The 26,255-nt window shown below is 70.1% G+C and carries 26 protein-coding genes and 1 riboswitch; of the genes, 16 read left to right on the top strand and 10 right to left on the bottom strand.

Annotated features, from left to right (window positions below):
* Positions 1-50: 50 nt before the first annotated feature.
* A complete protein-coding gene (locus tag ACH4YL_RS29810; RefSeq protein ID WP_398510547.1) occupies positions 51-809 on the bottom strand; it encodes a methyltransferase in 759 nt (252 codons plus the stop codon).
* A 78-nt stretch (positions 810-887) separates the two neighbouring features.
* On the bottom strand, positions 888-1,427 hold the full coding sequence (locus tag ACH4YL_RS29805) for an SAV_6107 family HEPN domain-containing protein (RefSeq protein ID WP_398510546.1): 540 nt from the start codon (positions 1,425-1,427) through the stop codon (positions 888-890).
* 160 nt (positions 1,428-1,587) lie between these two features.
* Between ACH4YL_RS29805 and ACH4YL_RS29800 the strand changes: the two genes are divergently transcribed.
* The 7 genes from ACH4YL_RS29800 (at position 1,588) to ACH4YL_RS29770 (ending at position 9,541) form a co-directional block, all read left to right on the top strand.
* A complete protein-coding gene (locus tag ACH4YL_RS29800) occupies positions 1,588-2,418 on the top strand; it encodes a PP2C family protein-serine/threonine phosphatase (RefSeq protein WP_398510545.1) in 831 nt (276 codons plus the stop codon).
* 54 nt (positions 2,419-2,472) lie between these two features.
* On the top strand, positions 2,473-3,435 hold the full coding sequence (locus ACH4YL_RS29795; RefSeq protein WP_398510544.1) for an MASE1 domain-containing protein: 963 nt from the start codon (positions 2,473-2,475) through the stop codon (positions 3,433-3,435).
* 80 nt (positions 3,436-3,515) lie between these two features.
* Positions 3,516-4,331 (top strand): ATP-binding cassette domain-containing protein, encoded by an 816-nt coding sequence (locus tag ACH4YL_RS29790; RefSeq protein ID WP_398510543.1) that lies wholly within the window; start codon positions 3,516-3,518, stop codon positions 4,329-4,331.
* Complete coding sequence (locus ACH4YL_RS29785) at positions 4,303-6,390, top strand: YhgE/Pip family protein (protein ID WP_398510542.1); 2,088 nt, start codon at positions 4,303-4,305, stop codon at positions 6,388-6,390. Before ACH4YL_RS29790 ends, ACH4YL_RS29785 begins: the two co-directional genes overlap by 29 nt.
* Before the next feature lie 39 nt (positions 6,391-6,429).
* A complete protein-coding gene (locus ACH4YL_RS29780; RefSeq protein WP_398510655.1) occupies positions 6,430-7,038 on the top strand; it encodes a TetR/AcrR family transcriptional regulator in 609 nt (202 codons plus the stop codon).
* A gap of 370 nt (positions 7,039-7,408) precedes the next feature.
* A complete protein-coding gene (locus tag ACH4YL_RS29775) occupies positions 7,409-8,023 on the top strand; it encodes a DUF4126 domain-containing protein (protein ID WP_398510541.1) in 615 nt (204 codons plus the stop codon).
* A 30-nt stretch (positions 8,024-8,053) separates the two neighbouring features.
* The gene (locus ACH4YL_RS29770; protein WP_398510540.1) at positions 8,054-9,541 is read left to right on the top strand and encodes a phytoene desaturase family protein; all 1,488 of its coding nucleotides are present in this window, start codon (positions 8,054-8,056) and stop codon (positions 9,539-9,541) included.
* 75 nt (positions 9,542-9,616) lie between these two features.
* Here the strand turns inward: ACH4YL_RS29770 and ACH4YL_RS29765 are convergent, their stop codons facing one another.
* The 5 genes from ACH4YL_RS29765 to ACH4YL_RS29745 all read right to left on the bottom strand — a co-directional run bounded on the left by ACH4YL_RS29765 (position 9,617) and on the right by ACH4YL_RS29745 (position 14,050).
* Complete coding sequence (locus ACH4YL_RS29765; protein ID WP_398510539.1) at positions 9,617-10,501, bottom strand: hypothetical protein; 885 nt, start codon at positions 10,499-10,501, stop codon at positions 9,617-9,619.
* 51 nt (positions 10,502-10,552) lie between these two features.
* Entirely contained in the window at positions 10,553-11,470 is a 918-nt protein-coding gene (gene metF / locus ACH4YL_RS29760; protein ID WP_398510538.1) for a methylenetetrahydrofolate reductase [NAD(P)H], read from the bottom strand.
* A 76-nt stretch (positions 11,471-11,546) separates the two neighbouring features.
* Positions 11,547-12,197 (bottom strand): thiamine phosphate synthase, encoded by a 651-nt coding sequence (gene thiE, locus ACH4YL_RS29755; RefSeq protein ID WP_398510654.1) that lies wholly within the window; start codon positions 12,195-12,197, stop codon positions 11,547-11,549.
* A 113-nt stretch (positions 12,198-12,310) separates the two neighbouring features.
* Complete coding sequence (locus ACH4YL_RS29750; protein WP_398510537.1) at positions 12,311-12,676, bottom strand: Rv2175c family DNA-binding protein; 366 nt, start codon at positions 12,674-12,676, stop codon at positions 12,311-12,313.
* 132 nt (positions 12,677-12,808) lie between these two features.
* Complete coding sequence (locus ACH4YL_RS29745; protein ID WP_398510536.1) at positions 12,809-14,050, bottom strand: NAD(P)/FAD-dependent oxidoreductase; 1,242 nt, start codon at positions 14,048-14,050, stop codon at positions 12,809-12,811.
* A gap of 113 nt (positions 14,051-14,163) precedes the next feature.
* A riboswitch (TPP riboswitch) is annotated at positions 14,164-14,276 on the top strand.
* On the opposite strand from ACH4YL_RS29745, the gene thiO reads away from it, so the two are divergent.
* From thiO to ACH4YL_RS29715, 6 genes are all read left to right on the top strand, one after another.
* Positions 14,274-15,479: a glycine oxidase ThiO gene (gene thiO / locus ACH4YL_RS29740; protein ID WP_398510535.1), complete on the top strand. Its 1,206-nt coding sequence runs from the start codon at positions 14,274-14,276 to the stop codon at positions 15,477-15,479. (Overlaps the previous riboswitch by 3 nt.)
* Positions 15,476-15,685: a sulfur carrier protein ThiS gene (gene thiS / locus ACH4YL_RS29735; RefSeq protein WP_398510534.1), complete on the top strand. Its 210-nt coding sequence runs from the start codon at positions 15,476-15,478 to the stop codon at positions 15,683-15,685. The genes thiO and thiS overlap by 4 nt, the downstream gene beginning before the upstream one ends.
* A gap of 6 nt (positions 15,686-15,691) precedes the next feature.
* Positions 15,692-16,486 carry a thiazole synthase gene (locus ACH4YL_RS29730; RefSeq protein WP_398510533.1) on the top strand — a complete coding sequence of 265 codons (795 nt, stop codon included), beginning with the start codon at positions 15,692-15,694 and terminating at the stop codon, positions 16,484-16,486.
* 110 nt (positions 16,487-16,596) lie between these two features.
* Positions 16,597-18,528, top strand: a complete 1,932-nt coding sequence (gene pknB, locus ACH4YL_RS29725) for a Stk1 family PASTA domain-containing Ser/Thr kinase (RefSeq protein WP_398510532.1) — start codon at positions 16,597-16,599, stop codon at positions 18,526-18,528.
* 6 nt (positions 18,529-18,534) lie between these two features.
* On the top strand, positions 18,535-19,386 hold the full coding sequence (locus tag ACH4YL_RS29720) for a deoxyribonuclease IV (RefSeq protein ID WP_398510531.1): 852 nt from the start codon (positions 18,535-18,537) through the stop codon (positions 19,384-19,386).
* Positions 19,387-19,464: 78 nt separating this feature from the next.
* Positions 19,465-19,983: a DUF4396 domain-containing protein gene (locus ACH4YL_RS29715; protein ID WP_398510653.1), complete on the top strand. Its 519-nt coding sequence runs from the start codon at positions 19,465-19,467 to the stop codon at positions 19,981-19,983.
* A 25-nt stretch (positions 19,984-20,008) separates the two neighbouring features.
* On the opposite strand, the gene ACH4YL_RS29710 is transcribed toward ACH4YL_RS29715, so the two are convergent.
* Positions 20,009-20,641 (bottom strand): sulfite oxidase-like oxidoreductase, encoded by a 633-nt coding sequence (locus ACH4YL_RS29710; RefSeq protein WP_398510530.1) that lies wholly within the window; start codon positions 20,639-20,641, stop codon positions 20,009-20,011.
* Between the two features lie 155 nt (positions 20,642-20,796).
* Between ACH4YL_RS29710 and bfr the strand changes: the two genes are divergently transcribed.
* The gene (gene bfr, locus ACH4YL_RS29705; RefSeq protein ID WP_398510529.1) at positions 20,797-21,276 is read left to right on the top strand and encodes a bacterioferritin; all 480 of its coding nucleotides are present in this window, start codon (positions 20,797-20,799) and stop codon (positions 21,274-21,276) included.
* Positions 21,277-21,320: 44 nt separating this feature from the next.
* On the opposite strand, the gene ACH4YL_RS29700 is transcribed toward bfr, so the two are convergent.
* Complete coding sequence (locus tag ACH4YL_RS29700) at positions 21,321-21,575, bottom strand: bacterioferritin-associated ferredoxin (protein WP_398510528.1); 255 nt, start codon at positions 21,573-21,575, stop codon at positions 21,321-21,323.
* A 149-nt stretch (positions 21,576-21,724) separates the two neighbouring features.
* Positions 21,725-23,077, bottom strand: a complete 1,353-nt coding sequence (locus ACH4YL_RS29695; RefSeq protein ID WP_398510527.1) for a class II 3-deoxy-7-phosphoheptulonate synthase — start codon at positions 23,075-23,077, stop codon at positions 21,725-21,727.
* 195 nt (positions 23,078-23,272) lie between these two features.
* On the opposite strand from ACH4YL_RS29695, the gene ACH4YL_RS29690 reads away from it, so the two are divergent.
* Positions 23,273-26,017, top strand: a complete 2,745-nt coding sequence (locus ACH4YL_RS29690; RefSeq protein WP_398510526.1) for an N-acetylmuramoyl-L-alanine amidase — start codon at positions 23,273-23,275, stop codon at positions 26,015-26,017.
* 107 nt (positions 26,018-26,124) lie between these two features.
* Positions 26,125-26,181, top strand: coding sequence for a trp operon leader peptide (locus ACH4YL_RS29685; protein WP_356123226.1), 57 nt, complete (start codon positions 26,125-26,127; stop codon positions 26,179-26,181).
* Positions 26,182-26,255 lie beyond the last annotated feature (74 nt).

Genomic DNA, 26,255 nt, shown 5'->3' with positions numbered 1-26,255 from the left:
GCCACGATCGGGGGGTCTGTGGCGTACTCCATGTGCGGCTGCGCCGCTGATCAACCGCGCTTCTCGCCCAGTACGTGCAGCTGCGTGGCGACGGAATGGAACGCGGGCAGCTCGGCCGCGGCTGCCTCCAGCTTGAGCAGCGCGTCCAGGGCGCCGGGCTCGGTGTCCACCAGGACGCCCGGGACCAGGTCCGCGAAGACCCTGACGCCGTGCACCGCGCCGACCGTCACACCGGCGTCCTCGGCCAGCTCGGTGAGCTGCTCGGCGGTGAAGCGACGGGGCACCGGGTCACCCTCGCCCCAGCGGCCCGCCGGGTCGGTCAACGCCTTCCGGGCCTCGGTGAAGTGCCCGGCCAGCGCCCGGGCCAGGACGGCCCCGCCGAGCCCGGCGGCGAGCAGGCTGATGACACCGGCGGGCCGGAGCGCGTCCACCGCGTTGCGTACGCCCTCGGCCGGGTCGTCCACGTACTCCAGGACTCCGTGGCACAGGACCGCGTCATGGCCGCCGCGCTCGACGACGTCGAACAGCCCGTGGACATCGCCCTGGACCCCGCGGACCCGGTCGGCCACTCCGGCCTCGGCGGCCCGGCGCTCCAGCGCGAACAGCGCGTTCGGACTGGGGTCGACCACGGTGACGCGGTGGCCGAGCTTGGCGACGGGCACCGCGAAGTAGCCGCTGCCGCCGCCGGTGTCGAGGACGTCCAGGCCGTCCGTCCCGGTCGCCTTGACCCGCCGGTCGAGGGCGTCCTTGAGGACCTCCCAGACCACGGCGGTACGGAGGGAGGCGCGGGGGCGCATCAGGTCCGACACGGCAGTTGACTCCTCGGGCGGGCTGTTCGTCGACGCAGCCCACCCTATTGCCTCGGCCGCCTGGTCCAGCTCTCCGTCTCACCCCGCGGCGTCGCCCTCCTCCGGCTGCTCGGCCCGTGGCTGCGGCAGCACCGGCTGGAGCACCAGCAGCCGCTCCACCAGGCGCAGGAACATGGCCGCGTCGCGCAGCAGGTCGTCGGCTTCGCGGGTGCTCGCCGCGCCCTGGATGCCCGCCTCGGCGCGTGCCCTGCGCCGGGCGCCGGAGGCGAACAGGGCGCTCCACTCGGTCAGTTCGGGCGCTATCTCGGGCAGCACTTCCCAGGCGCTTCGTATCCGCTGGCGCCGCCGCTCGCTGGTCTCGGGGCGGCCCCGGGCCGCGAGCACCGCGGCGGCGGTGCGCAGGGCGGCCAGATGGGCCGTGGCGTACCGCTCGTTGGGCGTGGGGAGAGTGGCGGCCTCGTCAAGGCCCGTGCGGGCCTGGGCGAGCAGGTCGAGGGCGGCGGGCGGTGCCGAGGCCCGCCGCAGGACGGGATGCACATCGTTTGCCGGACCGGTCAGTGAGGGGGCAGGGCCGGTGGCGCGGCGCCGCGGTGCGGCTGCTGCGTAGGAGCTGGCCATGACGAACCTCCTGTCGTCGTGTGACGGCGCTGTGGCCGTATGTGTCCATCGTGAGGGGCACCACTGACAATCGGCTCTGACCTGTTGTTTTCTCGTCTGGGTGGGGAACGGCGGCTACGGCTAGGGTGGTGAGCAACACACGGGCCCCGCGGAGCGACCCATGCGCGGACACAGCACAGGACCGCCGGACGACGGGCAGCAGCTTCTGACCACCCTCGGACGGCTCGTCGACCAGGCTCTGGAGCAGATGAAGCTCCAGCGGGCCCGAGTCGAGCTGGCCTTGGCGCTGCAGCGCCACATGCTCCCGCCTTCGCTGCCGCAGCTGCCGGGCCTGCACATCGCGGCCCGGTACGCACCTTCGCAGGACGGTCTCGACGTGGGCGGCGACTGGTACGACGCCTTCCTGATGATGGACGGGTCGCTCGGACTGGCGGTCGGCGACGTGCAGGGCCACGATGTGGAGGCCATCGCGTTCATGGGGCAGGTCCGCACGAGTCTTCGGGCCATCGCCGAGGCGACGAGCGATCCGCGAGAGGTGCTGGGCCGCACCAACGACCTTCTGATCTCCATGGGTGGCGGCCTGTTCGCGACCTGCTGCTTCCTGCGTTTCGACCCGGTCACCCGCGATCTCACCGTGTCCCGGGCCGGCCATGTGCCGATGGTCTGGGCCACCGCCGGCGGCCGCTCCGGCATCGCGCTCGACCGCGGCGGCCCGCCGCTGGGCGTGGTGAGGGGCGAGAGCTATCCGATGACCCACCGAAGGCTGACGGAGGCAGGGGTGCTCGTCCTGCTCACCGACGGGGTCGTAGAAGGGCCGGACTTCCCGATCGAGGAAGGTCTGGCCGAGGTCCACCGGCTGGTGCGCGCGGGATTCGACGCCGATCCCGGCGTACTGGCCTCAGCCGTCGTCAAGGTGGCCGAGCACACCGGCCACCGTGACGACGCCGCCGTCCTGGTCGTCCGCTACGACGGCCCGACGGAACCCTTGTAACCACTCTGCGCGGCCTGGGTCGCCGCCACTGCCCCGGGAGCGCAGACTGCTGTGGTGCGCACTGCGGAGATCCGCCAATACGGGCTTCCTGCTCTGCGGATCCTCGCTGTCGCCGCCGTCTACTACGGAGCCGCCCGGCTCGGCCTGCTGCAGCAGCTGGTGCGCGGTCAGGTCACTCCGCTGTGGCCGCCGACCGGGGTGGCACTGGCGAGTCTGCTCGTCTTCGGTCCCCGGATCTGGCCGGGCATCGCGATCGGCGCATTCCTCGTCAACGTGGCCCTCGGTCCTTCGTTTCTCGCGGTGCTCGCCATCACCGCCGGCAACACCCTGGCACCTGTCTGCGCGTACCTGATGCTGCGTCGGGCGAATTTCCGCGTCGAACTGGACCGGCTGCGGGACGTACTGGCACTGGTCTTCCTGGGCGCCCTGGCCGGAATGCTGATCAGCTCGACCCTGGGCAGCGGCGTGCTGCTGCTGGCCGGGGCGCTGGACACCGGCGAGTTCTGGCCCGCGTGGTCGGTGTGGTGGACCGGTGACGCGATGGGGGTCCTTGTGGTCACGCCGTTCCTGCTCGTCCTCCGCAGGGCCCGGTGGCCGCGGGATGTCGGCGGCGGCCGCTGGATCGAGGCTGCGGTGCTGCTGCTCGGCACGCTCGGCGCGACGCTTCTGGCGACGAGCACTGCCAGTTCGGCCCTCCTCTTCCTGGTCTTCCCGTTCCTGATCTGGTCCGCCTTCCGCTTCCAGCTGGCCGGTGCCGCGTCGTGCGCGCTGGGGGTGTCGACGCTGGCGATCCTTGCCGCGGCCCGCGAATCCGGCCCGTTCGCCGGGCACGACCTGTTCGCCAACATGGTCACGCTGCAGGCCTTCAACGGCACCACGGCTCTGACTGCTCTGCTGCTCGCGGCGGTCATCACCGAGCGGAACGAGACCCACGAGGAGATCAAACAGGTCTGCGCACGTCTCGCCGAGATGGTGGCCCACATGGAGCCGCGCGACTGGCGGGACCCCGACCGCTGAACGAGCGGGTTTTGCTTCGCACTCAGGTTCGGGGGTAGTTTTTGCACTGACTGGTCAGTGCAAAAACTGGGGGAGGGTACGTGGACAGTCCGCACGGGGCGGCCGTCACCGTCAAAGACTTCGGGCTCAAGGGCCCCCGCGGCTGGGCCTTCCGCTCGGTGACGATCGACGCGGCGCCCAGCTCGCTCATCGCGATCGAGGGCCCTTCCGGCTCCGGCCGCACATGTCTGCTGCTCGCGCTCACGGGCCGGATGCGCCCGGCCGAAGGCAGCGCGGAGGTCGGCGGTCTGGCGCTGCCGCGCAAGATTGCGGCCGTTCGCAGGATCAGCGCACTCGGTCCCGTACCCGGCGTCAGCGAGCTGGACCCGGCGCTGACCGTCGCCGAGCATCTGCGCGAACGCGCCCTGCTGCAGCGCCGGTTCGACGCCTCGCTGCGCGCTCTGCTGCGGCCGCGCGCCGAGCGGACCGCCGAGGCCCAAAGACGCGTCGCGGAGGCGCTCGATGCGGCCGGACTCGACCTGGCCGCGCTGCCCAAGCAAGAGCGCACCGCCGTACGGGACTTGGAGCGCCTGGAGGCGCTGCGGCTGTCCCTCGCGCTTGCGCTGATCAGCCGCCCGCGGCTGCTCGCGGTCGACGACACCGATCTGAAGCTCTCCGACACCGACCGGGCCGAGGCATGGACGCTGCTGCGCCGCATCGCCGCGTCGGGCACGACCGTGCTCGCCGTCTGCAGCCAGGCGCCAAAGGACACGACGGTCGTGCGGACGGTCGGATGTGCCGCCGACGAGCCCACCGATGCCGACACCCACGCCGACACCGACAGCGCCGAGCAGCCGGACGACAACACGACCGAGGAGGAGACGGCCCATGCGCTCACCGGGACTCGCCGCGCTTGAGCTGAAGCGGTTCGGCCGCGGGAAGCTGCCACGCGCCGCGCTGGTCGCGGTCGTGCTGCTGCCGCTGCTGTACGGCGCGCTGTACCTGTGGTCCTTCTGGGACCCGTACGGACAGCTCGACAGGATCCCCGTCGCGCTCGTCAACGACGACAAGGGCGCCACCGCCGCCGGCAAGAAGATCGCGGCCGGTGACGAGATCACCAAGGGCCTGCGCGAGAGCGAGGTCTTCGAGTGGCACGAGGTGAGCGAGGACGAGGCCCGCAAGGGCGTCGAGGACGGCGCGTACTACCTCTCGCTGACCATGCCGGCGGACTTCAGCGCGCGGATCGCGTCGAGTTCGGGCGACTCCCCCGAGACCGGCGCCCTGCAGGTGCGGACGAACGACGCCAACAACTACATCGTCGGGCAGATCTCCCGGACGGTCTTCTCCGAGGTGCGCACGGCCGCATCGACCAAGACCTCTCGTACGTTCCTCGACCGGATCTTCATCTCCTTCTCTGGCATCCATGACGCGACCGAGAAGGCGGCCAAGGGCGCCGACCAGCTCAAGGGCGGTATCGGAAAGGCGAAGAAGGGCTCCAAGGATCTGGCGGACGGCCTGAAGGACGCCAAGGACGGCAGCGGAAAGCTGGCCGGAGGGCTGGTCCGGCTCAACAAGGGTGCGGGCGACCTGGAAACCGGCTCGCGCCAGGTCTCCGAAGGCACCCAGAAACTCGCCGACAAGGTCAACGGCATCGCCGCCGACGTCCGCCCGTACCTCAAGGACAACGGCAAGTCGATCGGCGACTCGGCCCGGCTGGTGGCCGACTCGTCCCAGGCGATACGGCACAACCTCGATGTCCTGGTGAAGGCGGCCCCGGCGTCCGCGGCCCTCGCCCACAAGTCGGCCGACGAGCTGAGCTCGATCTACCAGGCGCGCTGCGAGGACGCGTTGCTGCCCGACGCCACGGCCTGTCCCGCACTGAAGCGCGCCAAGGTCACGGCGGCCGATGTCGCCAGGGTCGCCGACGACGTCAACGTCCTGGTCACCGACAACAACGGCGATCTGAAGAAGCTGGACGCCCGGCTCGCCGATCTGCAGAAGAAGGCCAACGCACTGGCCGCCCGCTCTCCGCGGCTCGACGAGGACCTGGAGTCGGCCGTCGCCCAGATCAACGCGCTCAACTCCGGTGCGAAGAAGGTCGCTCAGGGCGCGGACAAGCTGCACACCGGCCTGGCCGGCGCCAAGACCGGCTCCACAGAGCTCGACAGCGGCGTCGGCAAGCTGAAGAAGGGCGCCGGGACTCTGGACGGCGGGCTGTACCAACTCGCCGACGGGTCAACCGAACTGGCCGGCGGGCTGAACGACGGCGTGGACAAGATCCCGGACTACGACAAGAAGGACCGCGACCGCCGTACCGAAGTGATGGCCGACCCCGTGAAGCTGGCCGGCCAGTCGCTGCACAAGGCGCCCAACTACGGCACCGGGTTCGCGCCGTACTTCATCCCGCTCTCCCTCTGGGTCGGTTCGATGGTCGCGTACATGATCATCCAGCCGCTGAACCGGCGTGCTCTCGCCGCCGGTGCCTCCGCCTGGCGGATCGCGCTGGCCGGCTGGCTGCCGGTCGCCGCCATCGGCCTGGTGCAGGTCGCCGCGCTGATGTCCGTGCTGCACTGGAGCCTCGGCCTGCAGATGGCCCATGCGGGGGCGACGGTCGGCTTCCTCGCGCTCGTCGTCTGCTGCTTCGTCGCGATCATCCAGTGGCTGAACGCCCGGTTCGGGGCCGCGGGCCGGATCCTCGTCCTTGCCGCGCTGATGCTCCAGCTGACCTCGGCGGGCGGCACCTACCCCGTCCAGACAAGCCCGGCGTTCTTCAACGCGATCCATCCCTTCCTGCCGATGAGCTACGTCGTCGAGGCGCTGCGCAGGCTCATCACGGGCGGCGGTCTCGGCCCGGTGTGGCAGGCGTGCGCGGTGCTGCTCGCCTTCACGGTCGGGGCGCTCGCGCTCACCGCGGTGTCCGCCCGTCGCAAGCAGGTGTGGACGCTGGATCGGCTGCACCCCGAGCTGAGCCTCTGAGACCGGGCCGGACCTGTGAGAATCGACGTCATGGACGCCATGGACAGCACCAGCACCAGACGCCGGGCGACCCGGGCGAAGCTCTACGAGGCCGCGGTGACGCTCATTGCCGAGCAGGGTTTCTCCGCGACCACGGTGGACGAGATCGCCGAGCGCGCCGGGGTGGCCAAGGGCACGGTCTACTACAACTTCAAAAGCAAGACCGAACTCTTCGAGGAGCTGCTGCGGTTCGGCGTCGGCCTGCTCACCACGTCACTGCAGTCCGCCGCCGACGAGACGGCGGACCGCGGTGGCACCAAGGTCGAGGCGCTGGACGCGATGATCCGGGCCGGTCTGGTCTTCATCGACCGCTACCCGGCCTTCACCCAGCTGTATGTCGCCGAGCTGTGGCGCACCAACCGCGCCTGGCAGTCGACGCTGCTCGTCGTGCGGCAGCAGGCGGTGGCCGTGGTCGAGACGGTGCTGCGGGAGGCCGTCGAGAACGGCGAGCTGAGCGAGGAGATCGACATCCCGCTCACCGCGGCCGCGCTGGTCGGGATGGTGCTGGTGGCCGCGCTGGACTGGCAGGCCTTCCAGCCGGAGCGGTCGCTCGACGATGTGCACGCGGCGCTCTCGCGGCTCCTGCACGGCCGGGTCAGCGGGCGCTGAAGCAGGAGGCGAAACGAAAAAGCGCCGGTCCGGTGAGGCTCGAACTTCCGAGCCCCGCCGGACCGGCGGATTTCCCCGTCCCCGTTGTTCCCCCGATTCCCCGTTTCCCCCTGCTTCCCCCGTGGTGCCGGAGAACCCTGGTCACTCGGGTTCTCCGTCGTGCGCCCCCGTTCCGTCAGGGGAGCCGCACCGTTCCGCCGCCCCGTGTCGGCGGTGCCGGTGCCGCGCCCCTTCCGTGGTCTCCACTCTTCCTTCTGCGCAGGTGAGACCCCATCCGCGCCCGTACTCATCTCAGTGACTAGGTACGGATACTCAGCCGTCCGTGCTCATCCCCACCCGCGCCGCACGCCGCCTGGTTACGATCGCGTCCGTGTCCGTACTCCCTCTCGTCTTCACCAGCGGCTGGGCCAGCGGGATCAACGCCTATGCGGTGGTCCTGCTGCTCGGCATATTCGGGGCCACCGGCCTGACCGACGAAGTGCCCGAATCACTGCAGCGCACCGATGTCCTGATCGTCGCCGGAGTGCTGTTCCTGTGCGAGGCGGTGGCGGACAAGATCCCGTACGTCGACTCGATATGGGATTCGGTGCACACGGTGATCCGGCCGGTGGCCGGGGCGGTGGTGGCCGCGCTGCTGGCCGGGGAGAGCGGTTCGCTGCCGGAGATCGCGGCCGGCGCGGTGGGCGGATCGACCGCGCTGATGAGTCATTTCGTCAAGGCGGGCACGCGGATGGCGATCAACACCTCGCCGGAGCCGTTCAGCAATATCGCGATGAGCACGGCGGAGGATCTTGGCGTCGCCGGGATCATCACGTTCGCGATATTCCATCCGCTGGCGGCGGCGGTCATCGCGGCGACGCTGCTGGTTCTGGGCATCGTCACCGTGCTCTTTCTCGCATCGACGATCCGCCGGTTCCTTCGCCGCCGGGCGCAGCGCCGCGAGGAGAAACGGCTGGCGGCCGCCGCCTCCTGGCCGCCGGGCTGACTGTCAGTGGTGGCAGATACAGTCCCTGACATGGCACGGATTGCGGTGATCGGCGCGGGGATGGGCGCCATGGCGGCTGCTGCCCGGCTGGCCGTGGCAGGCCACCGGGTGACGGTGTACGAGCGCTCGGCGTCCTTCGGCGGCGCCTTGGGCGCCGTCGAGCGGGACGGTTTTGTCTTCGACACCGGCCCCGGTCTGCTGCATCTGCCCGCCGTCTGGCGGGACTTGTTCATCAAGACCGGCAGGGAGCCGCTGGAGGAGTGCGTCGGGCTGGTCCAGGTCGACCCGGCGAGCCGCCATCTGCTGGCCGACGGCACCGAGGTGTCGCTGCCGAACACGTCACGGGCGGGCATCGTCTCGGCGCTGGAGTCGGCGCTCGGCGCGGGCGCGGGAGAGCGGTGGGGCGAGTTCCTCGGGCGGGCCGGGGACGCCTGGAACGGCTCGCGGCGGCCGCTGCTCGAAGAGCCGCTGCGGGCCGACTGGCAGGTGCTGGCGCGCGATCCGTATCCCGCGCTGCGGCAGCGCCGGATGCTGCGCACCCGGCAGGCCTCCACGGTCGCGGAGGTCGGCGACTGGGAGCTCGGCGATCCTCGGCTTGCGGCGCTCTTCGCGAGCTGTGCGCTGGGGTACGGGCTGGACCCGCGGCACGCTCCCGCGAGCGCCGCCCTGCTGCCGTACATGGAGCAGACCTTCGGCAGTTGGTACGTCGAAGGCGGACTGCGCGAGCTGGCCCGCGCGGTGTACGAGCGGTGCCTGGCCCGGAGAGTGGAGTTCTCCTTCGGCTCGGAGGTGACCTCGGTCGTCGAGAAGGACGGCCGGGCCGCCGGAGTCGAACTCGCCGGTGGCACGGTCGCCGAGGCCGACCATGTGGTGGCGGGCGTGGACGCGGCGAAGCTGGTGCGGCACGAGCTGTGGCGGGACGGCGACGTACGGCCTCAGGAGCGCGCGGACGGCGGGCAGTTGCCGGGCCGGTTCACCGTGCTGCTGGCGCTGCGCGGAGCGCGGGCGGGATCCGCGGTCCACCGCAGTGTGGTGCACTCCCCCGACGCCCGGGCCGAGGCCGCGGCCGTCTTCGGCGGCCGGGTGGCCGACCGGCCCACGGTCACCGTGCTGCGTCCCGACGATCCGCGAACCCGGCCGGACGAGGAGCACGAGGCGATCACCGTGACGGCGACGGTCGCGGGCCACGGCGGTCCGGTCGACTGGACGGACAAGGCTCTGCGCGAACGGTACGAGGAGGCGCTGATCGACGCCGCGGACGCCGTCGTCGGACAGATACGCGAGCGCCTGCTGTGGCACGAGACGCTGACGCCCGCGGAGACGGGCCCGGTGCACGCACCCGCGCTGGCGGGCGAAGGCGGCCGGTGGCTGCGTCCGGCGAACAGCACGCGGCTGCCCGGGCTTTTTCTCGTCGGCGGCCGCGCGCACCCCGGCGGCGGTCTGGCACACGCGGGCATGTCGGGAGCGCTGGTGGCGGGACTGATCGTGGAGGGCGCGGACTTCCGCGGCTCTCAGTGAGCCCGGCTCAGGACCGGTCGAGGACCGGCTGAGCAAGCGGACGACCGGTCGCGGCGGCGGTGCCCGACCCGGTGGTCAGTAGCGGTACTGCTGCTCGTTGTACCCGTTGTCGTAGCCGTACGGCGAGGGCTGGTCCTGCGGCATCGGCGGCACGTCCTGGTCGGTGTCCCGCTGCTGCGGCACCCACACCCCACCCGGCGGCGTCTCGCTGTATTGCTGCGGCGCGTAGTACGGATCGGTGTACGACTGCTGTCCGCCGAAGCTGTCGTAGTTGTCGTAGGTGCTGTACTGCTGCCCGCCCACATACGGGTCGGAGTACGCGGCGTACTGCTGCTGGCCGGTGCCGTAGTCGTACTGCCCGGCGAAGCTGTCCTGCGCCGCGGCCGGCTGTTGCTGCTGGCCGTAGCCGTAGTAGGAGTCGTACATGCCGTCGTACTGCTGGTAGTTCTGGCTCTGCTCCTGCTGCGCCGCGGCATAGGCCGCCTCGCTGTACACGCCGTACTGACCGGTGTCGTCCGGCAGCGGCTGCGGCTCGTAGACCGGCTCCGGGTCCAGGTCCGGGACGGCCGACCGCTGCTCGTACGACTGGTCATAGCGCTGCTCGTGCGGCTGCTCGTAGGCGAGGTCGGTGACCTCCAGCGAGGGCTCGCGCTCGAGTCCGTCGTCCGGCCTCGCGCCGGACTTGCGGCGGCGGCTCACGCCCGGGCTGCCGCCGAGCGCCCAGCCGGTGGAGAAGCCGCGGCGGAAGGAGAGCGTCACATAGGTCTGGCCGACCGCGAAGGCGATCGCGCCGACCGCGATCACCACCACCGACGGCGTCAGCACACCGAGAACCACACCGAGGAATCCGACGAAGGCAAGCAGCCGCCAGCGCAGCCGCGCCTTGTACTGCAGCAGCACCTCACCGAGCAGCCACAGCGCGACGACGCCGAACGCGGCGTAGAGGACCGTCCAGCCCATGCCCGCCCCTCTCCTTCGGCCGCCGCCCCGGGTCGGGACGGGTGCGGCCGATCACGACTGCTCGTGCAGTCCGAGATTCTCGTAGATTTCGAGCGTCGCCGTGGAGTTGTTGAGCGTAATGAAGTGCAGTCCGGGGACACCCTCGGAGAGCAGCCCCGCGCAGAACTCCGTTGCGAACTCGATTCCAATGGAGCGTACAGCGGCTGGATCGTCCTTGACGGTGAGGATCCTCTCTTTCAGCTCCGGCGGGAACGATGCGTTACTGAGCTGGGCAAACCGCTCGAGCTGTTTGACGCTGGTGACCGGCATGATCTCCGGGATGATCGGGGTCTCGCAGCCGGCCGCCGCCGCCCGGTCGCGCAGCCGCAGATAGTCCTCGGGCTGGAAGAACATCTGCGTGATCGCGTAGTCCGCACCCGCACGACACTTGTCGACAAAGTGACGGATGTCGGTCTCCCAGTCCTCGGAGCGCGGATGCATCTCCGGGAAAGCGGCCACTCCGACGCAGAAGTCACCGGACTCCTTGATCAGCCGAACGAGTTCAGCCGCGTACCGCACGCCGTCCGGGTGCTTGACCCACTCACCCATCGGGTCGCCGGGCGGGTCGCCGCGGACCGCGAGGATATTGCGGATCCCGGCGTCGGCGTACTGGCCGACCATGTTGCGCAGTTCGGCAATGGAGTGGTTCACGGCGGTCAGATGCGCGACCGGAGTGAGCGTGGTGTCGGCGGCGATCTGCTCGGTGGCCTTGACGGTGCCGGCGCGCGTGGAGCCGCCCGCGCCGTAAGTCACCGAAACGAAGTTCGGAGCGACCGCCTCGACCCTGCGCAGTGCGTTCCAGAGATTCCGCTCGCCCTTCTCGGTCTTGGGCGCCCAGAACTCGAAAGAGTAGGACGTCTTACCGGTCGCGAGCAGGTCGCGCACTGTCCGTGCGCGATCCGTCCTGGTCGAAGCTGTACCGAGGGCCATACTCGCAGGTTAACCAGGCCGCATGGGTCCCCCAACCGGAGTCCACCTTTCGGACACCGATCTCTCATGAAATGGCCTACTGCCCGTAGGCCCGTATCCGCTTGGTGAGACGGGCGGTGGCATCGGCCGGGTCGTCGGCCTCGGTGATCGCGCGTACGACGACGATCCTGCGCGCGCCCGCGTCCAGCACCTCGTCGAGGCTTCCGGCGTCGATCCCGCCAATCGCGAACCACGGCCGGTCGGTCTCCAGCGCTGCCGCGTACCGCACAAGGTCGAGTCCCGGCGCGTGCCGTCCGGGCTTGGTCGGGGTCGGCCAGCAGGGCCCGGTGCAGAAGTAGTCCACGCCGGGCTCGACGGTCGCCGCGGCCACTTCGGAATCGGCGTGCGTGGAACGGCCGACGAGGACCTCGTCGCCGAGGATCGCGCGGGCGGCCGGCACCGGCAGGTCGCCCTGGCCCAGATGCAGCACGTCGGAGCCGATGGCGTGCGCGACGTCCGCCCGGTCGTTCACGGAGAGCAGCTTGCCGTGCCGGCGGCAGGCGTCGGCGAAGACCTGGAGGTGCTCCAGCTCCTCGGCGGCCTCCATGCCCTTGTCGCGCAGCTGCACGATGTCCACCCCGGAAGCGAGCACCGCGTCCAGGAACTCGGCGAGGTCGCCCTGCATCTTGCGTGCGTCCGTGCACAGATAGAGCCGGGCGTCGGACAGCAGCGCACGAGCCGTGGACATGGCAGCACGAGCCGTGGACATGGCGATTCCCCCGTGGTGGGTCGGCGGTGTGCGGGCGGACGCCCCGGCGGGGTCACCCGTCCGCACACCGCAAGGTGGTGTCTTGTCGGACGTCAGACGGCGAGCGCCTGAGCCCGGCGCTTCACTTCCGTGCCGCGATTCTCGCTGAGCGCCTGCGCCGGCGTGCCAGGCAGAGTCGGGTCGGGAGTGAAGAGCCACTCCAGCATCTCTTCGTCGGTGAAGCCGTCGTCCTTCAGGAGCGTCAGGGTCCCGGAGAGGCCCTTGACGACCTTCCCGCCGCCGATGAAGGCGGCAGGCACCTGAAGCACCCGGTTCTCACCGCGGCGCACCGCAATCAGCTGGCCCTCCTTGACCAGCTGCCGGACGCGCGTCACCTCGACATCGAGCATTTCCGCGATGTCGGGGAGGGTGAGCCAGGCGGGGACGAGAGCATCGATCTTTGCGTCAATCTCGGTCACGGGACAAGCCTGCCATCTGGGACTGACAGTGGGTACCCGGGCCCCGGACGCAAAGAGCCGTCCAAGGACAGGACCACGGGAAAAAGCCCACGTCAGAAGGGTGTGGAGGAAAACGCGGCCCGTATCGGCCTCTTAACGCGCCGCCGCCTTCAGAGGGACCGAAGGGTCGCCGGCGGCCTCCGGATCCAGCCGGGCACCGGATTGGATCAGCTTGCGGCCCTGCGCCAGATCGCGTGGGCGTCCGACGGCGAGCAGCGCCACCAGCGCGCCGTCCCGCAGCCAGAGCACGCTCCAGGCCGCTTCCGCGGGATCCCCGCGCCACAGCAGAGTGTCGGCCCCGGAGTGATGGCCCGCGTACTGCACAAAACGGCCGAACTGCTCGGACCAGAAGTACGGCACCGGGTCGTAGACCTCCGGCGGCTCGGCCGACCCGGCGGCGATGACATTGGCGGCGACCGTGCGCGGCCCCTGCAGCGCGTTGTCCCAGTGGTGCACGAGCAGCCGCCGGCCGTAGCGCGCGGACGGGAAGGAGGCGCAGTCCCCCACCGCGTACACATCGGGCAGCGACGTGCGCAGATGTTCGTCGGCGGTGATTGCGCCGTCCGGGCCGATGGCGATGCCGGACCCGGCGAGCCAGGCCGTGGCGGGCCGCGCGCCGATGCCGACGACGACCGCGCCCGCGGCGAGCTGCCGACCGTCCGCGAGGATGACCGCGCCGGGCTCGATGTCGGCCACGCCCACGCCGGTGAGCAGCTCGATGCCGTACTCCGCGTACCACTCGGCCATCGGCCCCGTGACGTCGGCGGGCAGCGCACCGGCCAGCGGGCGGTCGGCGGCCTCGACGACGGTGACGGTGCAGCCCGCCTCACGCGCGGCGGTCGCGAACTCCGCGCCGATCCAGCCCGCGCCGACCACCACGATGTCGTGCTGCCGCGCGAGCACCGGACGCAGCCGGGCCGCGTCGTCGAGCGTGCGCAGCAGGTGGACGCCCGGGACGGCCTCGGCGCGCGGCAGCGTGATCGGTTCCGCGCCGCTGGCGATGACCAGGAGGTCGTACGGGACGACTCCCGCCTCGGTGTCCAGTTCGTGGGCACCGGGACGTACGCCGGTCACCTCGCAGCCCAGCCGCAGCTCGACGTCGAGCGCCTCGAAATCGACATCGAAGGCCGAGCCCTCCGCCTTGCCGAGCAGCACCGCCTTGGACAGCGGCGGCCGGTCGTACGGCTGGTGCGGTTCGGCCCCGATCAGGGTGACCGGGCCGGTGAAGCCCTGTTCGCGCAGAGCCACCGCGGTCTGCACGCCGGCCATTCCCGCGCCGACGACCACCACGCGCCGCGCCTGTGCTGCCTTCTGCGCTGTCTGCTGCTCGCTCACCCGTCAACCTTACGCATCTGACGCATCGTCAGGTAACCGGGTCCCCCGGATCCCCGGGCAACGGCGGCTGCTCCCCTACTGCGCGTTGGGACCTGGGGTTAGGGTGGCTGCCGTAAGGCACTCGCGGGAGTCCGGACGCACCGGGCTGAGAGGGAGGCTGGACGGCCTCCGACCGTACGAACCTGATCCGGGTCATGCCGGCGAAGGGAGGGGCTGGACGCCCATGTCTCGTACCACGGAACAGTCAGAACATTCAGAACGGTCAGACCAGTCAGGCCGCGGCTCAGACGTCCTCGTCATCGGGGGCGGAATCATCGGCCTGGTCACGGCCTGGCGGGCGGCCCAGCGCGGACTGCGGGTCATCGTCGCCGATCCGGAACCCGGCGGCGGAGCCGCGCAGGTGGCCGCGGGCATGCTCGCCGCCGTCACCGAACTGCACTACGGCGAGCAGACACTGCTCGCGCTCAATGTGGAATCCGCACGCCGCTATCCGGCCTTCGTCGCCGAGCTGGAGGAGGCGACCGGAGCCTCGGTCGGCTACCGCGCGTGCGGCACGCTGGCCGTCGCGCTCGACGCCGACGACCGTGCGCATCTGCGTGAACTGCACGCGCTGCAACGCCAGTCCGGCCTGGAGTCGGAGTGGCTGACGGGGCGCGACTGCCGACGTCTCGAGCCGATGCTCGCGCCGGGCGTACGCGGCGGCCTGCGGGTGGACGGCGACCACCAGGTGGACCCGCGGCGGCTGGCCGCTGCGCTGGTCACCGCCTGCGAGCGGGCCGGAGTGGTGCTGCACCGCGGCTGGGCGGAGCGGCTGACGGTCGTACGGGACCGGGCGGCCGGAGCCGTGCTGACCGACGGGTCGCGGCTCACCGCTGACCAGGTGGTGCTGGCCGGCGGCAGTCTGAGCGGCCGGCTCGGCGGCGTACCGGCGGAGGTGCTGCCTCCGGTACGGCCGGTGAAGGGCCAGGTGCTGCGGCTGACCGTGCCGCCGCCGTACGCCCCGTTCCTGTCCAGGACCGTACGGGCCGTGGTGCGCGGCAGCCATGTCTATCTGGTGCCGCGGGAGAACGGCGAACTGGTCCTCGGAGCGACCAGCGAGGAACTCGGCTGGGACACCACGGTCACCGCCGGCGGGGTGTACGAGCTGCTGCGCGACGCGCACGAGCTGGTGCCGGGCATCACGGAGCTGCCGCTCACCGAGACCCGCGCCGGACTGCGGCCCGCCTCGCCCGACAACGCGCCGCTGCTGGGCCCGACCACGCTGCCGGGACTGCACCTGGCCACCGGCCACCACCGCAATGGGGTGCTCCTCACGCCCGTCACCGGCGATGTCATGGCCACGGTCCTGGTCAACGGCGAACTGCCGGACGAGGCCCGGCCCTTCACGCCACGCCGCTTCTCTCCCGTATCGCTGGAGCAGCCCGCATGAACGTCCTCAACATCTCCGTCAACGGCGAGGTCCGTGAGCTCGCCACCGGAACCACCCTGGACGCCCTGGTCGCGGACCTCACCGCCGCGCCGTCCGGCGTCGCCGCCGCCGTCAACGAGGCGGTCGTGCCGCGCAGCCAGTGGGCGGGCACGCGGCTCGGCGACGGCGACCGGGTCGAAGTCCTCACCGCAGTGCAGGGAGGCTGAACAGCCATGGCCGACGACCGGCTCACCATCGGTGACACGACCTTCAACTCCCGGCTGATCATGGGGACGGGCGGAGCGCCCAGCCTCGACGTGCTGGAACGCTCCCTCATCGCGAGCGGGACGGAACTCACCACCGTCGCGATGCGGCGTCTCGACCCGACGGTGCAGGGGTCGGTGCTGTCCGTCCTGGAGAAGCTCGGCATACGTGTGCTGCCCAATACGGCGGGCTGCTTCACGGCGGGCGAGGCCGTGCTGACCGCGCGGCTCGCGCGCGAGGCCCTCGGCACCGACTGGATCAAGCTGGAGGTCGTCGCGGACGAGCGGACCCTGCTGCCGGATCCGGTCGAGCTGCTGGACGCGGCGGAGACGCTGGTCGACGACGGGTTCACGGTGCTGCCGTACACGAACGACGACCCGGTGCTGGCCCGGAAGCTCGAGGACGTGGGCTGCGCGGCGATCATGCCGCTGGGCTCGCCGATCGGCTCCGGCCTCGGCATCCGCAACCCGCACAACTTCCAGCTGATCGTCGAGCACGCGCGCGTCCCGGTGATCCTGGACGCGGGCGCGGGCACGGCGTCCGACGCGGCCCTCGCGATGGAGCTGGGGTGTGCGGCAGTGATGCTGGCGTCCGCCGTCACGCGGGCGCAGGAGCCGGTACTGATGGCGGAGGCGATGCGGCACGCGGTGGAGGCGGGCCGGCTTGCGCGGCGGGCGGGCCGGATCCCTCGCCGGCACTTCGCGGAGGCGTCGTCACCGGTGGAGGGGCGGGCGGTGCTGGACCCGGAGCGGCCCGCGTTCTGACGGGCGGCTTCGCCCGGAAGGGCTCACGCTGTCACAGGTCGGATGCAAACCGGATCCGGTCCTGACCCGACCGGTCAGGCATGTCAGCCCCGCCTCGTAGAATCTCCCGCGTGGATACGACCCTCAAGGACCCTCTCGTCGGGCATGTGCTCGACGGCCGCTACCGCGTCGACGCGCGCATCGCCGTCGGCGGTATGGCCACGGTCTACCGGGCCGTCGACACGCGACTCGACCGGGTGCTCGCGCTCAAGGTGATGCATCCCGCGCTCGCCACCGACGCCTCCTTCGTGGAGCGCTTCATCCGCGAGGCCAAGTCCGTCGCGCGCCTCGCCCACCCCAATGTGGTGGCGGTGTTCGACCAGGGCGCCGAAGGCCAGTACGTCTACCTGGCCATGGAGTACGTCGCGGGCTGCACGCTGCGCGACGTGCTGCGCGAGCGCGGGGCGCTCCAGCCGAGGGCCGCGCTCGACATCATGGAGCCCGTGCTGGCGGCGCTCGGCGCCGCGCACCGGGCCGGATTCGTCCACCGGGACATGAAGCCGGAGAACGTGCTGATCGGGGACGACGGCCGGGTCAAGGTCGCCGACTTCGGGCTCGTACGCGCCGTCGGCTCGGTCACCAACACCACCGGCACCGTGCTGGGCACGGTCTCCTATCTCGCGCCCGAGCAGATCGAGTACGGCACGGCCGACACGCGCGCCGATGTGTACGCCTGCGGGGTCGTCCTCTACGAGATGCTGACCGGCGGCAAGCCGCACTCCGGAGACACTCCGGCCCAGGTCCTCTTCCAGCATCTGAACGAGGACGTTCCGGCGCCGTCCGCGCTCGTGCCCGGACTCGCGCTGGAGCTCGACGAGCTGGTCGCGAGCGCCACCGCCCGCAATCCCGATGTCCGCCCGCACGACGCCGTGGCCCTTCTCGCGCAGGTCCGTGAGGCGCGCGCGGCGCTCAGCGACGAGCAGCTGGATCTGGTGCCGCCGCTGGCCCGGGAGGAGGAGCCGGCGAACGAGGCGTACGCCGCCGACGCCCGTACGGACGTCATCCCGCGAGTCCTCCCGCACGAAGAACCGCAGGTCAACCACACGACCCGGCTGGCCATGCCGCCGTCCGAGCCGCCGCACCAGCCGCCCCGGCAGTCCCGCCGGAGGCCGGTCCCCCGGCGCGGCATCGTCGCCGCCCTGGTCGCGGTGTTCCTGGTGCTCGGCGTCGGCGCGGGCGTCTGGTACATCAACTCCGGGCAGTTCACCCGGGTCCCGGCCCTGATCGGCAAGACCGAGAAGGACGCCAGGCAGGAGCTGAAGAGCTCCGGACTCGACGTGAAGAACGTCCGGTACGACTTCAGCGAGACGATCGCCCGCGGCACGGTCATCAACAGCGACCCCACCGTCAACGAGCGCATCCGGGGCAACCACTCGGTGACCCTCATCGTCTCTCGCGGCCCCGAGATCGTCCGGGTTCCCGAGGTCAAGGGCGATCCGCTCGCCACCGCCGAGCGCAAACTGCGGAAGGTCGGCCTCGCGCCGGGAGTGGTCACCAGGGCCTTCAGCGAAGAGGTTCCGCAGGGTGCCGTGATCAGTACGGACCCGGACGCCGGAGCCCGGCGCAGCCCTGACTCGGCGGTCGCCATCGTCGTCAGCAAGGGCCAGCCGATCGAGGTGCCGGACGTGACCGGCAGTTCGGTCGAGGACGCCACCAGCGAGCTGGAAGGCGCGGGCTTCAAGGTCAAGATCGCCGCCCAGCAGGTCAACTCGCCGGAGGACGCGGGCACCGTGGCCCGGCAGTCGGCGGCCGAGGGCGCCAAGCTGGCCAGCGGCGACACGATCACGCTGACGGTCTCCAAGGGCCCGCGGATGATCGAGGTCCCGGACGTCGTGGGCGACAAGATCGACCAGGCCACCTCCGAGCTGGAGTCGGCGGGCTTCGAGGTCAAGGTCGAGAAGACCTTCCCGTTCCTCGGCGACACGGTCGAGAGCCAGTCGGTCGATGCGGGCGAGCAGGCACCCGAGGGCAGCACGATCACCATCAAGACCAAGGGAATCTAGTCACTGATGCGCAACCCCGTCGGCGGCCATGTCCCCGTGGCCGGCGGCCTCGCCACGGTCGGTCTCGGGTACGCCCGCGAGCTGGAGGCGGAGACCGTGCAGGTCTTCGTGGCCAATCCGCGCGGCTGGGCGACGCCGCCCGGAAATCCCGCGCAGGACGAGCGGTTCCGCGCCGAGTGCGCCGCCGAGGGCATCCCGGCGTACGTCCATGCGCCGTATCTGATCAACTTCGGCTCGCACACCGAGGCGACGGCCGAGAAGTCGGTGGAGTCGCTGCGCCACTCGCTGCGGCGAGGACGGGAGATCGGTGCGCTGGGCGTGGTGGTGCACACCGGCTCGGCGACCGGCGGACGTACTCGCGAGGTGGCGCTGGCGCAGGTACGGGAGCTGATGCTGCCGCTGCTCGACGAGCTGACGCACGACGACGACCCGTTTCTGCTGCTGGAGTCGACGGCCGGCCAGGGCTTCTCGCTCTGCTCGCGGACCTGGGACTTCGGCCCGTACTTCGAGGCGCTCGACGCGCATCCGAAGCTCGGCGTCTGCCTGGACACCTGCCACGTCTTCGCGGCCGGTCACGATCTGACGGGTCCGCACGGGATGGCGCAGACCCTGGATCTGCTGGTGGAGACGGTGGGCGAGGGGCGGCTCAAGCTGATCCACGCCAATGACTCCAAGGACGTGGTCGGCGCGCACAAGGACCGCCACGAGAACATCGGCGCGGGCCATATCGGCGAGGAGCCGTTCCGGGAGCTGCTGCGCCATCCGGCTACCGAGGGCGTGCCGCTGATCATAGAGACGCCAGGACCCACCCAGGCGTACGCGGCGGATGTGGCGCTGCTGAAGAAACTCCGCGGCTGACCTCTCGAGGGAATACCCCTGGGGGGTATACGGTTCCGGTAATCCGACAGGAACCGTCACCTGATGCTGGGGGCCCGCATGCAGCACGACACCGACCACACGCACCACGAGCACGGCCACGAGCACAGCCACGAGCACGGCGGCCATGACGGCCTCGGCACGGTCAGCTGGTCCATGGCCGCGCAGGCGACCCTTCACTGCCTCACCGGATGTGCCATCGGCGAAGTGCTCGGCATGGTCATCGGCACCGCGCTGGGCTGGGGAAACGTCGAGACGATGATCCTGGCGATCGTCCTCGCGTTCCTCTTCGGCTACTCCTTCACGCTGCGCGGCGTCCTCAAGGCCGGCGTCGGCTTCAAGGCCGCCGTCCGGGTCGCCCTGGCCGCGGACACCCTCTCGATCGCCGTGATGGAACTGATCGACAACGGCGTGATCGCGTTCTGGCCCGGCGCCATGGACGCGCATCTCGCGGACGTGAAGTTCTGGCTGGTGCTGGCCATCGCGCTGGCCGCCGCCTTTGTGATCACGGTGCCGGTCAACAAGTGGATGATCGGCCGTGGCAAGGGCCACGCCGTGGTGCACCAGTACCACCACTGAGGCGGAGCCTCAGAGCCGTACGGCCTCAGAGTTCGGGGCCGTCGCCCGGTTCCTCCTGGTAGGAGTAGCGCTGCTCCCGCCAGGGGTCGCCGAGGTTGTGATAGCCGCGCTCCTCCCAGAAGCCGCGGCGGTCGGCGGTCATGTACTCCACGCCGCGGACCCATTTGGGCCCCTTCCAGGCGTACAGATGCGGTACGACCAGACGCAGCGGAAATCCGTGTTCGGCGGTGAGGAGTTCGCCGTCCTTGTGGGTCGCGAAGATGGTGCGTTCGGCGATGAAGTCGGTGATCCGCAGATTGGCGCTGAATCCGTACTCGGCCCAGACCATGACATGGGTGACCTCGGCCGCCGGCGGCGCGAGTTCGAGGATCGTACGGGCGGGCACTCCACCCCATTCGGCCCCGAGCATGCTGAACTTCGTGACGCAGTGCAGATCGGCGACGACCGTGGAGAACGGCAGCGCCGAGAACTCCTCGTGATTCCAGCAGCGTTTGTCGCCGTCCGCCGTGGCGCCGAAAACCCTGAACTCCCAGCGGTCCGGCTTGAACTTGGGTACGGGCCCGTAATGAGTGACCGGCCAGCCACGCTGCAGACGCTGCCCCGGCGGAAGCTCGGACTCCTCTGGTGCGCGGTAATCCCGGCTCTCCGGCTGACCCATGCCTTCAATGGTGACAGACCAGCAGGGGTGGTCATGACCAGGTCTGGCCCGATTCGGGCAACTCCTACTAAGCATGCACTTACTGGACGGCCCATGGGCGCGGTGCAAGGATGCGCCCACCTGCCAACGTCACACGCGCGGAAGGAGCCTCTGCGATGCAGGGCGACCCCGAGGTCATCGAGTTCCTCAATGAGCAGCTGACCGCCGAATTGACCGCGATCAACCAGTACTTCCTGCATGCCAAGATGCAGGAGAACTTCGGCTGGACGAAGCTCGCCAAGTACACCCGGTCGGAGTCGTTCGACGAGATGAAGCACGCGGAGGTGCTGACCGACCGGATCCTCTTCCTCGACGGCCTGCCGAACTACCAGCGGCTGTTCCATGTACGCATCGGCCAGACCGTCACCGAGATGTTCCAGGCGGACCGGCAGGTCGAGGTGGAGGCGATCGACCGGCTGAAGCGCGGTATCGACGTCATGCGCGGCAAGGGAGATGTGACCTCGGCGAACATCTTCGAGTCGATCCTCGAGGACGAGGAGCACCACATCGACTATCTCGACACCCAGCTGGAGCTGATCGAAAAGCTCGGTGAGGCGCTGTACATCGCGCAGCAGATCGAGCAGCCGGACAGCTAGAGCCCGTCTTTTTGATCAAGCAGGGTCTTTTTGATCAAGCAGGATCAGGCGACTTCGTCCAGCTCGGCGACTTCCGCGAGCTCGGCGGTCAGCGCCGGCCGGCCCTGATCCAGCAGCTCGCGCCGCGGGCAGCTGCCCCGGCCGAGAATGCCCTGGATGCGGCGTACACACGAGCCGCAGTCGGTGCCCGCCTTGGAGGCCGACGCTATCTGGCGGGGGGTGCAGGCACCGGCGTCCGCGTGTTCCTTCACCTGCTTCTCGGTGATGCCGAAGCATGAGCAGACGTACACGCGGTTCACCTCCCGGAGGGGATCGATAGGCGGTGCCGTCCCCGATGATCGGTGAGGCTAACCTAACCTTACCCGCCAGGTGCGGCGCGTAAAAGCCCCGGAAATGACGGTGGGGCGCGGATCACATCGATCCGCGCCCCACCGTTGTTGATCCATTACTACTGGTCGCGGTACATCTCGGCGACCAGGAAGGCCAGGTCCAGGGACTGGCTGCGGTTCAGCCTGGGGTCGCAGGCCGTCTCGTAGCGCTGGTGCAGATCGTCGACGAAGATCTCGTCGCCGCCGCCCACGCACTCGGTGACATCGTCACCGGTGAGCTCGACATGGATGCCGCCCGGGTGGGTGCCGAGGGCCTTGTGGACCTCGAAGAAGCCCTTGACCTCGTCGAGCACATCGTCGAAGCGGCGGGTCTTGTGGCCGGAGGCCGCCTCGAAGGTGTTGCCGTGCATCGGGTCGGTCACCCAGGCCACCGTCGCGCCGGACGCCGTGACCTTCTCGACCAGCTCGGGAAGCTTGTCGCGGACCTTGTCGGCGCCCATGCGGACCACGAAGGTCAGCCGGCCGGGCTCGCGCTCCGGGTCGAGCTTCTCGATGTACTGCAGGGCCTCGTCGACCGTGGTCGTCGGACCGAGCTTCACACCGATCGGGTTGCGGATCTGCGCGGCGAACTCGATGTGCGCGCCGTCGAGCTGTCGGGTGCGCTCACCGATCCAGACCATGTGGCCGGAGGTGTTGTACCGATTTCCGGTACGGGAGTCGGTGCGGGTCAGCGCGCCCTCGTAGTCCAGCAGCAGCGCCTCGTGCGAGGAGTAGAACTCGACGGTGCGGAACTCGGCCGGGTCGGTGCCGCAGGCCTTCATGAAGTTCAGCGCGTTGTCGATCTCGCGGGCGAGCTGCTCGTAGCGCTGGCCGGACGGGGACGACTTCACGAAGTCCTGGTTCCAGGCATGCACCTGGCGCAGGTCGGCGTAACCGCCGGTGGTGAAGGCGCGCACCAGGTTGAGCGTCGCGGCGGAGGCGTTGTACATCCGCTTGAGGCGCTCGGGGTCCGGGACGCGGGCGGCCTCGGTGAAGTCGAAGCCGTTGACGGAGTCGCCCCGGTAGGTCGGGAGCGTCACGCCGTCGCGGGTCTCGGTCGGCTTGGAGCGCGGCTTGGAGTACTGGCCTGCGATCCGGCCGACCTTGACGACCGGCACAGAGGCGGCGTAGGTGAGCACCGCGCCCATCTGCAGGAGCGTCTTGAGCTTGTTACGGATGTGGTCGGCGGACACGGCGTCGAAGGCCTCGGCGCAGTCGCCGCCCTGGAGCAGGAACGCCTCGCCCTTGGCGACGGCTCCCATCCGGGCGCGCAGCTGGTCGCACTCGCCGGCGAAGACGAGCGGCGGATACGACTCGAGGTCCGCGATCACATCGCGCAGAGCCTCGGCATCGGGGTACTCGGGCTGCTGCGCCGCGGGCAGGTCTCGCCAGGTGTTGCCACCGGCGGTGGTGGTCTTAGCGTTCACGGTCACAGAGCCAACATTACGGGGTCGGCCGAGCACTATCCGCAGGTGCCCAGTCACTGAGACAACGTCCGGAATGTCCTCACACTGTCCCCACCCGTCCCAGAGCTGCTAGCCTCTCGCCGCTTTGGTCGACAATTAAACAAATCCAGGGGTGGGGCGTTGAGTAGGGCACACCGGAGAGACCGGAAGAAAAAGACGCTGATGTGGGGGGCCGGGGCGGCGATCGTCGCCACGGCGGTGATCGGGACGGTGGCCGTGGCTTCGCCCGGTTTCCTCGGCTCGTCGACGACGAACGGAAAGGCCGCGGCTCCGGGAGGGGAGCTGCAGTCCCAGTTCGAGGAGGCGGCGAAGGAATTCGACGTACCGAAGAGCGTGCTGATGGCGGTCTCGTACCGGCAGACGCGCTGGGAGAGCCACGACGGGCAGCCGAGCACGACCGGCGCGTACAACGTCATGGGGCTTACCCAGGTCGACCCGGAGGACGTCGAGCAGCCGGACGACAAGGAACGCCTCGCGCATCTCAACGCGAGCGGCAACCCGGCGATCGAGAAGAACTTCGACGCCGCGAAGATGCTGCGCAGCCTGCCGAAGGAGACCGTCGACACCGACGACCCGCGGCTGCACACGCTGGACAAGGCCGCCGAGCTGATCGACAGCTCGACCGACTCACTGAAGAACGGCACCGCCGAGAGCGTCCGCGCCGGTGCGGCGCTGCTCGCGGAGTACCAGCGCCAGGCGACCGGCGAGCTGCCGGACGAGCCGGGGCAGTGGTACCCGGCCGTCGCCCGCTTCAGCGAGTCGCCGGACAAGAAGGGCGCCGATCTCTACGCGAAGCGCGTCTTCGAATCGATCAGGACCGGCGAGCGCGAGCTCACCGCGGACGGCCAGCTGGTCACCCTGCCGGCCGATCCCTCTGTGGAGCCGGTCAAGCCGTCGAACGTCCCGCTCGCCGCGTCGTTCGCGAGCACGGCGGCGGTTCCGACTCCGGAGTGCCCGTCGGGCCTGAACTGCAACTACATCCCGGCCGAGGTCCCGAGCACCGGCCAGCGCAACTACACGCTCGCGGACCGCCCCGCAGCCGGGTTCGGCATCCGCCAGATCGTCATCCACGACACCGAGGGCAGCTACAGCGGCACCATCGCCGCCTTCCAGAGCGCCGCGGCCGCGGGAAGCGCGCACTACCTGATCCGCGCCTCGGACGGTCTGGTCACCCAGATGGTCGAGAACAAGAACCTGGCATGGCACGCGGGCAACTGGACCGTCAACATGCACGCCATTGGCGTGGAGCACGAGGGCTACGCCATCAAGGCGGGCAGCTGGTACACCGAGCCGCAGTACGAGTCCTCCGCGGCCCTGGTGAAGTTCCTGGCGGCCAAGTACGGCGTTCCGCTGGACCGTGAGCACATCATCGGCCACGACGAGGTGCCGGGAGCACTGGACGCCAAGGTGGCCGGCATGCACTGGGACGCGGGCCCGTTCTGGGACTGGAACCACTACATGTCGCTGATGGGCGCGCCGACGGGCGCCAGTGGCGTCGGCGGCCTGCTCAAGGCCGGTCAACTGGTCCGTGTCGTACCGCCGTTCACCACCGCGAACCAGCCCACGATCACGTACAACGGCAGCACCGTCGCCAAGCAGCCGGCGAACTTCGGGTACCTGTACGAGTCGGCGTCGACGACCACGCCGATCAAGGACGCGTACATCCCCAACGTGAAGTGGAGCGACGGCCCGAACTGGGGCAACAAGGTCCTCGCGGGAGGCACCTACGTCGTCGCCGAGGCGCAGTACAACTGGACGGCCATCTGGTACGGCGGGCAGAAGGCCTGGTTCTACAACCCCGGCGGCCAGTTCACCAAGTCGCTGGCCAGTGGCACCGTGGTGAAGCTCAAGGCCGGCGCGACGGCCCGGGTCTACGGACGTACCTACCCCGAGGCCTTGGCCTACGAGGGAACCGGCGAGACCGCACCGACGGACAACCCCAACTACCTGTCGAAGTACACCTTCCCCGCCGGCCAGGCCTATGTGAAGGCGGGCGAGGCGGTCCTCGGCGACGACTACTTCGGCTCCAAGCAGCTCCGGGTCGAGGGCAAGACCGACCTCTACGTCCCGATCCGCTACAACCACCGCATGGCGTGGGTGAAGGCGAGCGACGTCGAGGAGTCCAGCAGCACCGTCCCGGACCCCGGCACCAGCCGGTACAACACTCTCGCCCGTGACTCGTCGGGCGTGCTGTGGCAGTACCAGGGCACCGGCAGCGCGACCTCGCCGTACCTCAGCCGGTACCGCGTCGGCAGCGGCTGGCAGGGCTACAACGCGGTGACCTCGATGACCGCGCTGCGCGCCGACGGCACGGGCGACATGGTGGCCCGTGACACCGCGGGTGTGCTCTGGCACTACAAGGGCAGCGGCAATCCTTCAGCGCCGTTCCTGAAGCGCACCGAGGTGGGCAAGGGCTGGGGCATCTACAACCAGCTGACCGGCGCCCGGGACCTCACCGCCGACGGCATCCCCGACCTGATCGGGCGGGACGCGTCGGGTGTCCTGTGGCTCTACAAGGGCACCGGAACCGCCGCGCCGTTCGCCGCCCGGATCCAGGTCGGCTCCGGCTGGAACCTGTACAACACGCTGACCGACACCGGTGATCTGAACGCCGACGGCAAGGCGGACCTGATCGCCCGGGACGCCTCCGGGGTGCTCTGGTTCTACAAGGGCACGGGCAGCGCGACCGCGCCGTTCGCCGCCCGGGTCAAGGTCGGCTCCGGCTGGGGGGTCTACAACGTCCTCAACGGACCGAGCGACCTCACCGGTGACGGCAAGCCGGACGTGATCGCCCGCGACGGATCCGGCGTGCTGTGGCTCTACCGGAGCACCGGCAGCGCGACCTCGCCGTTCGCGGCGCGGACGCAGATCGGACCCGGCTGGCAGATCTTCAACCTGCTGGTCTGACGCACCGGGGCCGATCCTGGCCCGCCTTGTGCCGCCCGCGGCGCCGTGGCCGTCCCGCTGACCGGGACGCGCTACGGTACCGCGGGCGGATGCGTTAGGGTCGCGGCATGCTCGCGCACTCGATCCAGAACTGGTGGTGGACCGCTCATCCGGCGGCCCACTGACTGCGCGCGTACACAGCTCGCGAAGGCCGCCCCGAGGGGCGGCCTTTTCCGTTGCCAGGGGCCGTTCCTCCCAT

This window comes from Streptomyces sp. NPDC020681 (assembly GCF_044334895.1).
Lineage (GTDB): Bacteria > Actinomycetota > Actinomycetes > Streptomycetales > Streptomycetaceae > Streptomyces.
This window is presented reverse-complemented; position numbering and strand designations above follow the sequence as displayed.

Excerpts from the sequence above, each read along its gene's own strand:
- ACH4YL_RS29805 (WP_398510546.1), bottom strand. The coding sequence starts at position 1,427 with ATGGCCAGCTCCTACGCAGCAGCCGCACCGCGGCGCCGCGCCACCGGC.
- ACH4YL_RS29800 (WP_398510545.1), top strand. The coding sequence starts at position 1,588 with ATGCGCGGACACAGCACAGGACCGCCGGACGACGGGCAGCAGCTTCTG.
- ACH4YL_RS29785 (WP_398510542.1), top strand. The coding sequence starts at position 4,303 with ATGCGCTCACCGGGACTCGCCGCGCTTGAGCTGAAGCGGTTCGGCCGC.
- ACH4YL_RS29780 (WP_398510655.1), top strand. The coding sequence starts at position 6,430 with ATGGACAGCACCAGCACCAGACGCCGGGCGACCCGGGCGAAGCTCTAC.
- ACH4YL_RS29770 (WP_398510540.1), top strand. The coding sequence starts at position 8,054 with ATGGCACGGATTGCGGTGATCGGCGCGGGGATGGGCGCCATGGCGGCT.
- ACH4YL_RS29765 (WP_398510539.1), bottom strand. The coding sequence starts at position 10,501 with ATGGGCTGGACGGTCCTCTACGCCGCGTTCGGCGTCGTCGCGCTGTGG.
- metF (WP_398510538.1), bottom strand. The coding sequence starts at position 11,470 with ATGGCCCTCGGTACAGCTTCGACCAGGACGGATCGCGCACGGACAGTG.
- thiE (WP_398510654.1), bottom strand. The coding sequence starts at position 12,197 with ATGTCCACGGCTCGTGCGCTGCTGTCCGACGCCCGGCTCTATCTGTGC.
- thiO (WP_398510535.1), top strand. The coding sequence starts at position 14,274 with ATGTCTCGTACCACGGAACAGTCAGAACATTCAGAACGGTCAGACCAG.
- thiS (WP_398510534.1), top strand. The coding sequence starts at position 15,476 with ATGAACGTCCTCAACATCTCCGTCAACGGCGAGGTCCGTGAGCTCGCC.
- ACH4YL_RS29730 (WP_398510533.1), top strand. The coding sequence starts at position 15,692 with ATGGCCGACGACCGGCTCACCATCGGTGACACGACCTTCAACTCCCGG.
- ACH4YL_RS29720 (WP_398510531.1), top strand. The coding sequence starts at position 18,535 with ATGCGCAACCCCGTCGGCGGCCATGTCCCCGTGGCCGGCGGCCTCGCC.
- ACH4YL_RS29715 (WP_398510653.1), top strand. The coding sequence starts at position 19,465 with ATGCAGCACGACACCGACCACACGCACCACGAGCACGGCCACGAGCAC.
- ACH4YL_RS29710 (WP_398510530.1), bottom strand. The coding sequence starts at position 20,641 with ATGGGTCAGCCGGAGAGCCGGGATTACCGCGCACCAGAGGAGTCCGAG.
- bfr (WP_398510529.1), top strand. The coding sequence starts at position 20,797 with ATGCAGGGCGACCCCGAGGTCATCGAGTTCCTCAATGAGCAGCTGACC.
- ACH4YL_RS29690 (WP_398510526.1), top strand. The coding sequence starts at position 23,273 with ATGTGGGGGGCCGGGGCGGCGATCGTCGCCACGGCGGTGATCGGGACG.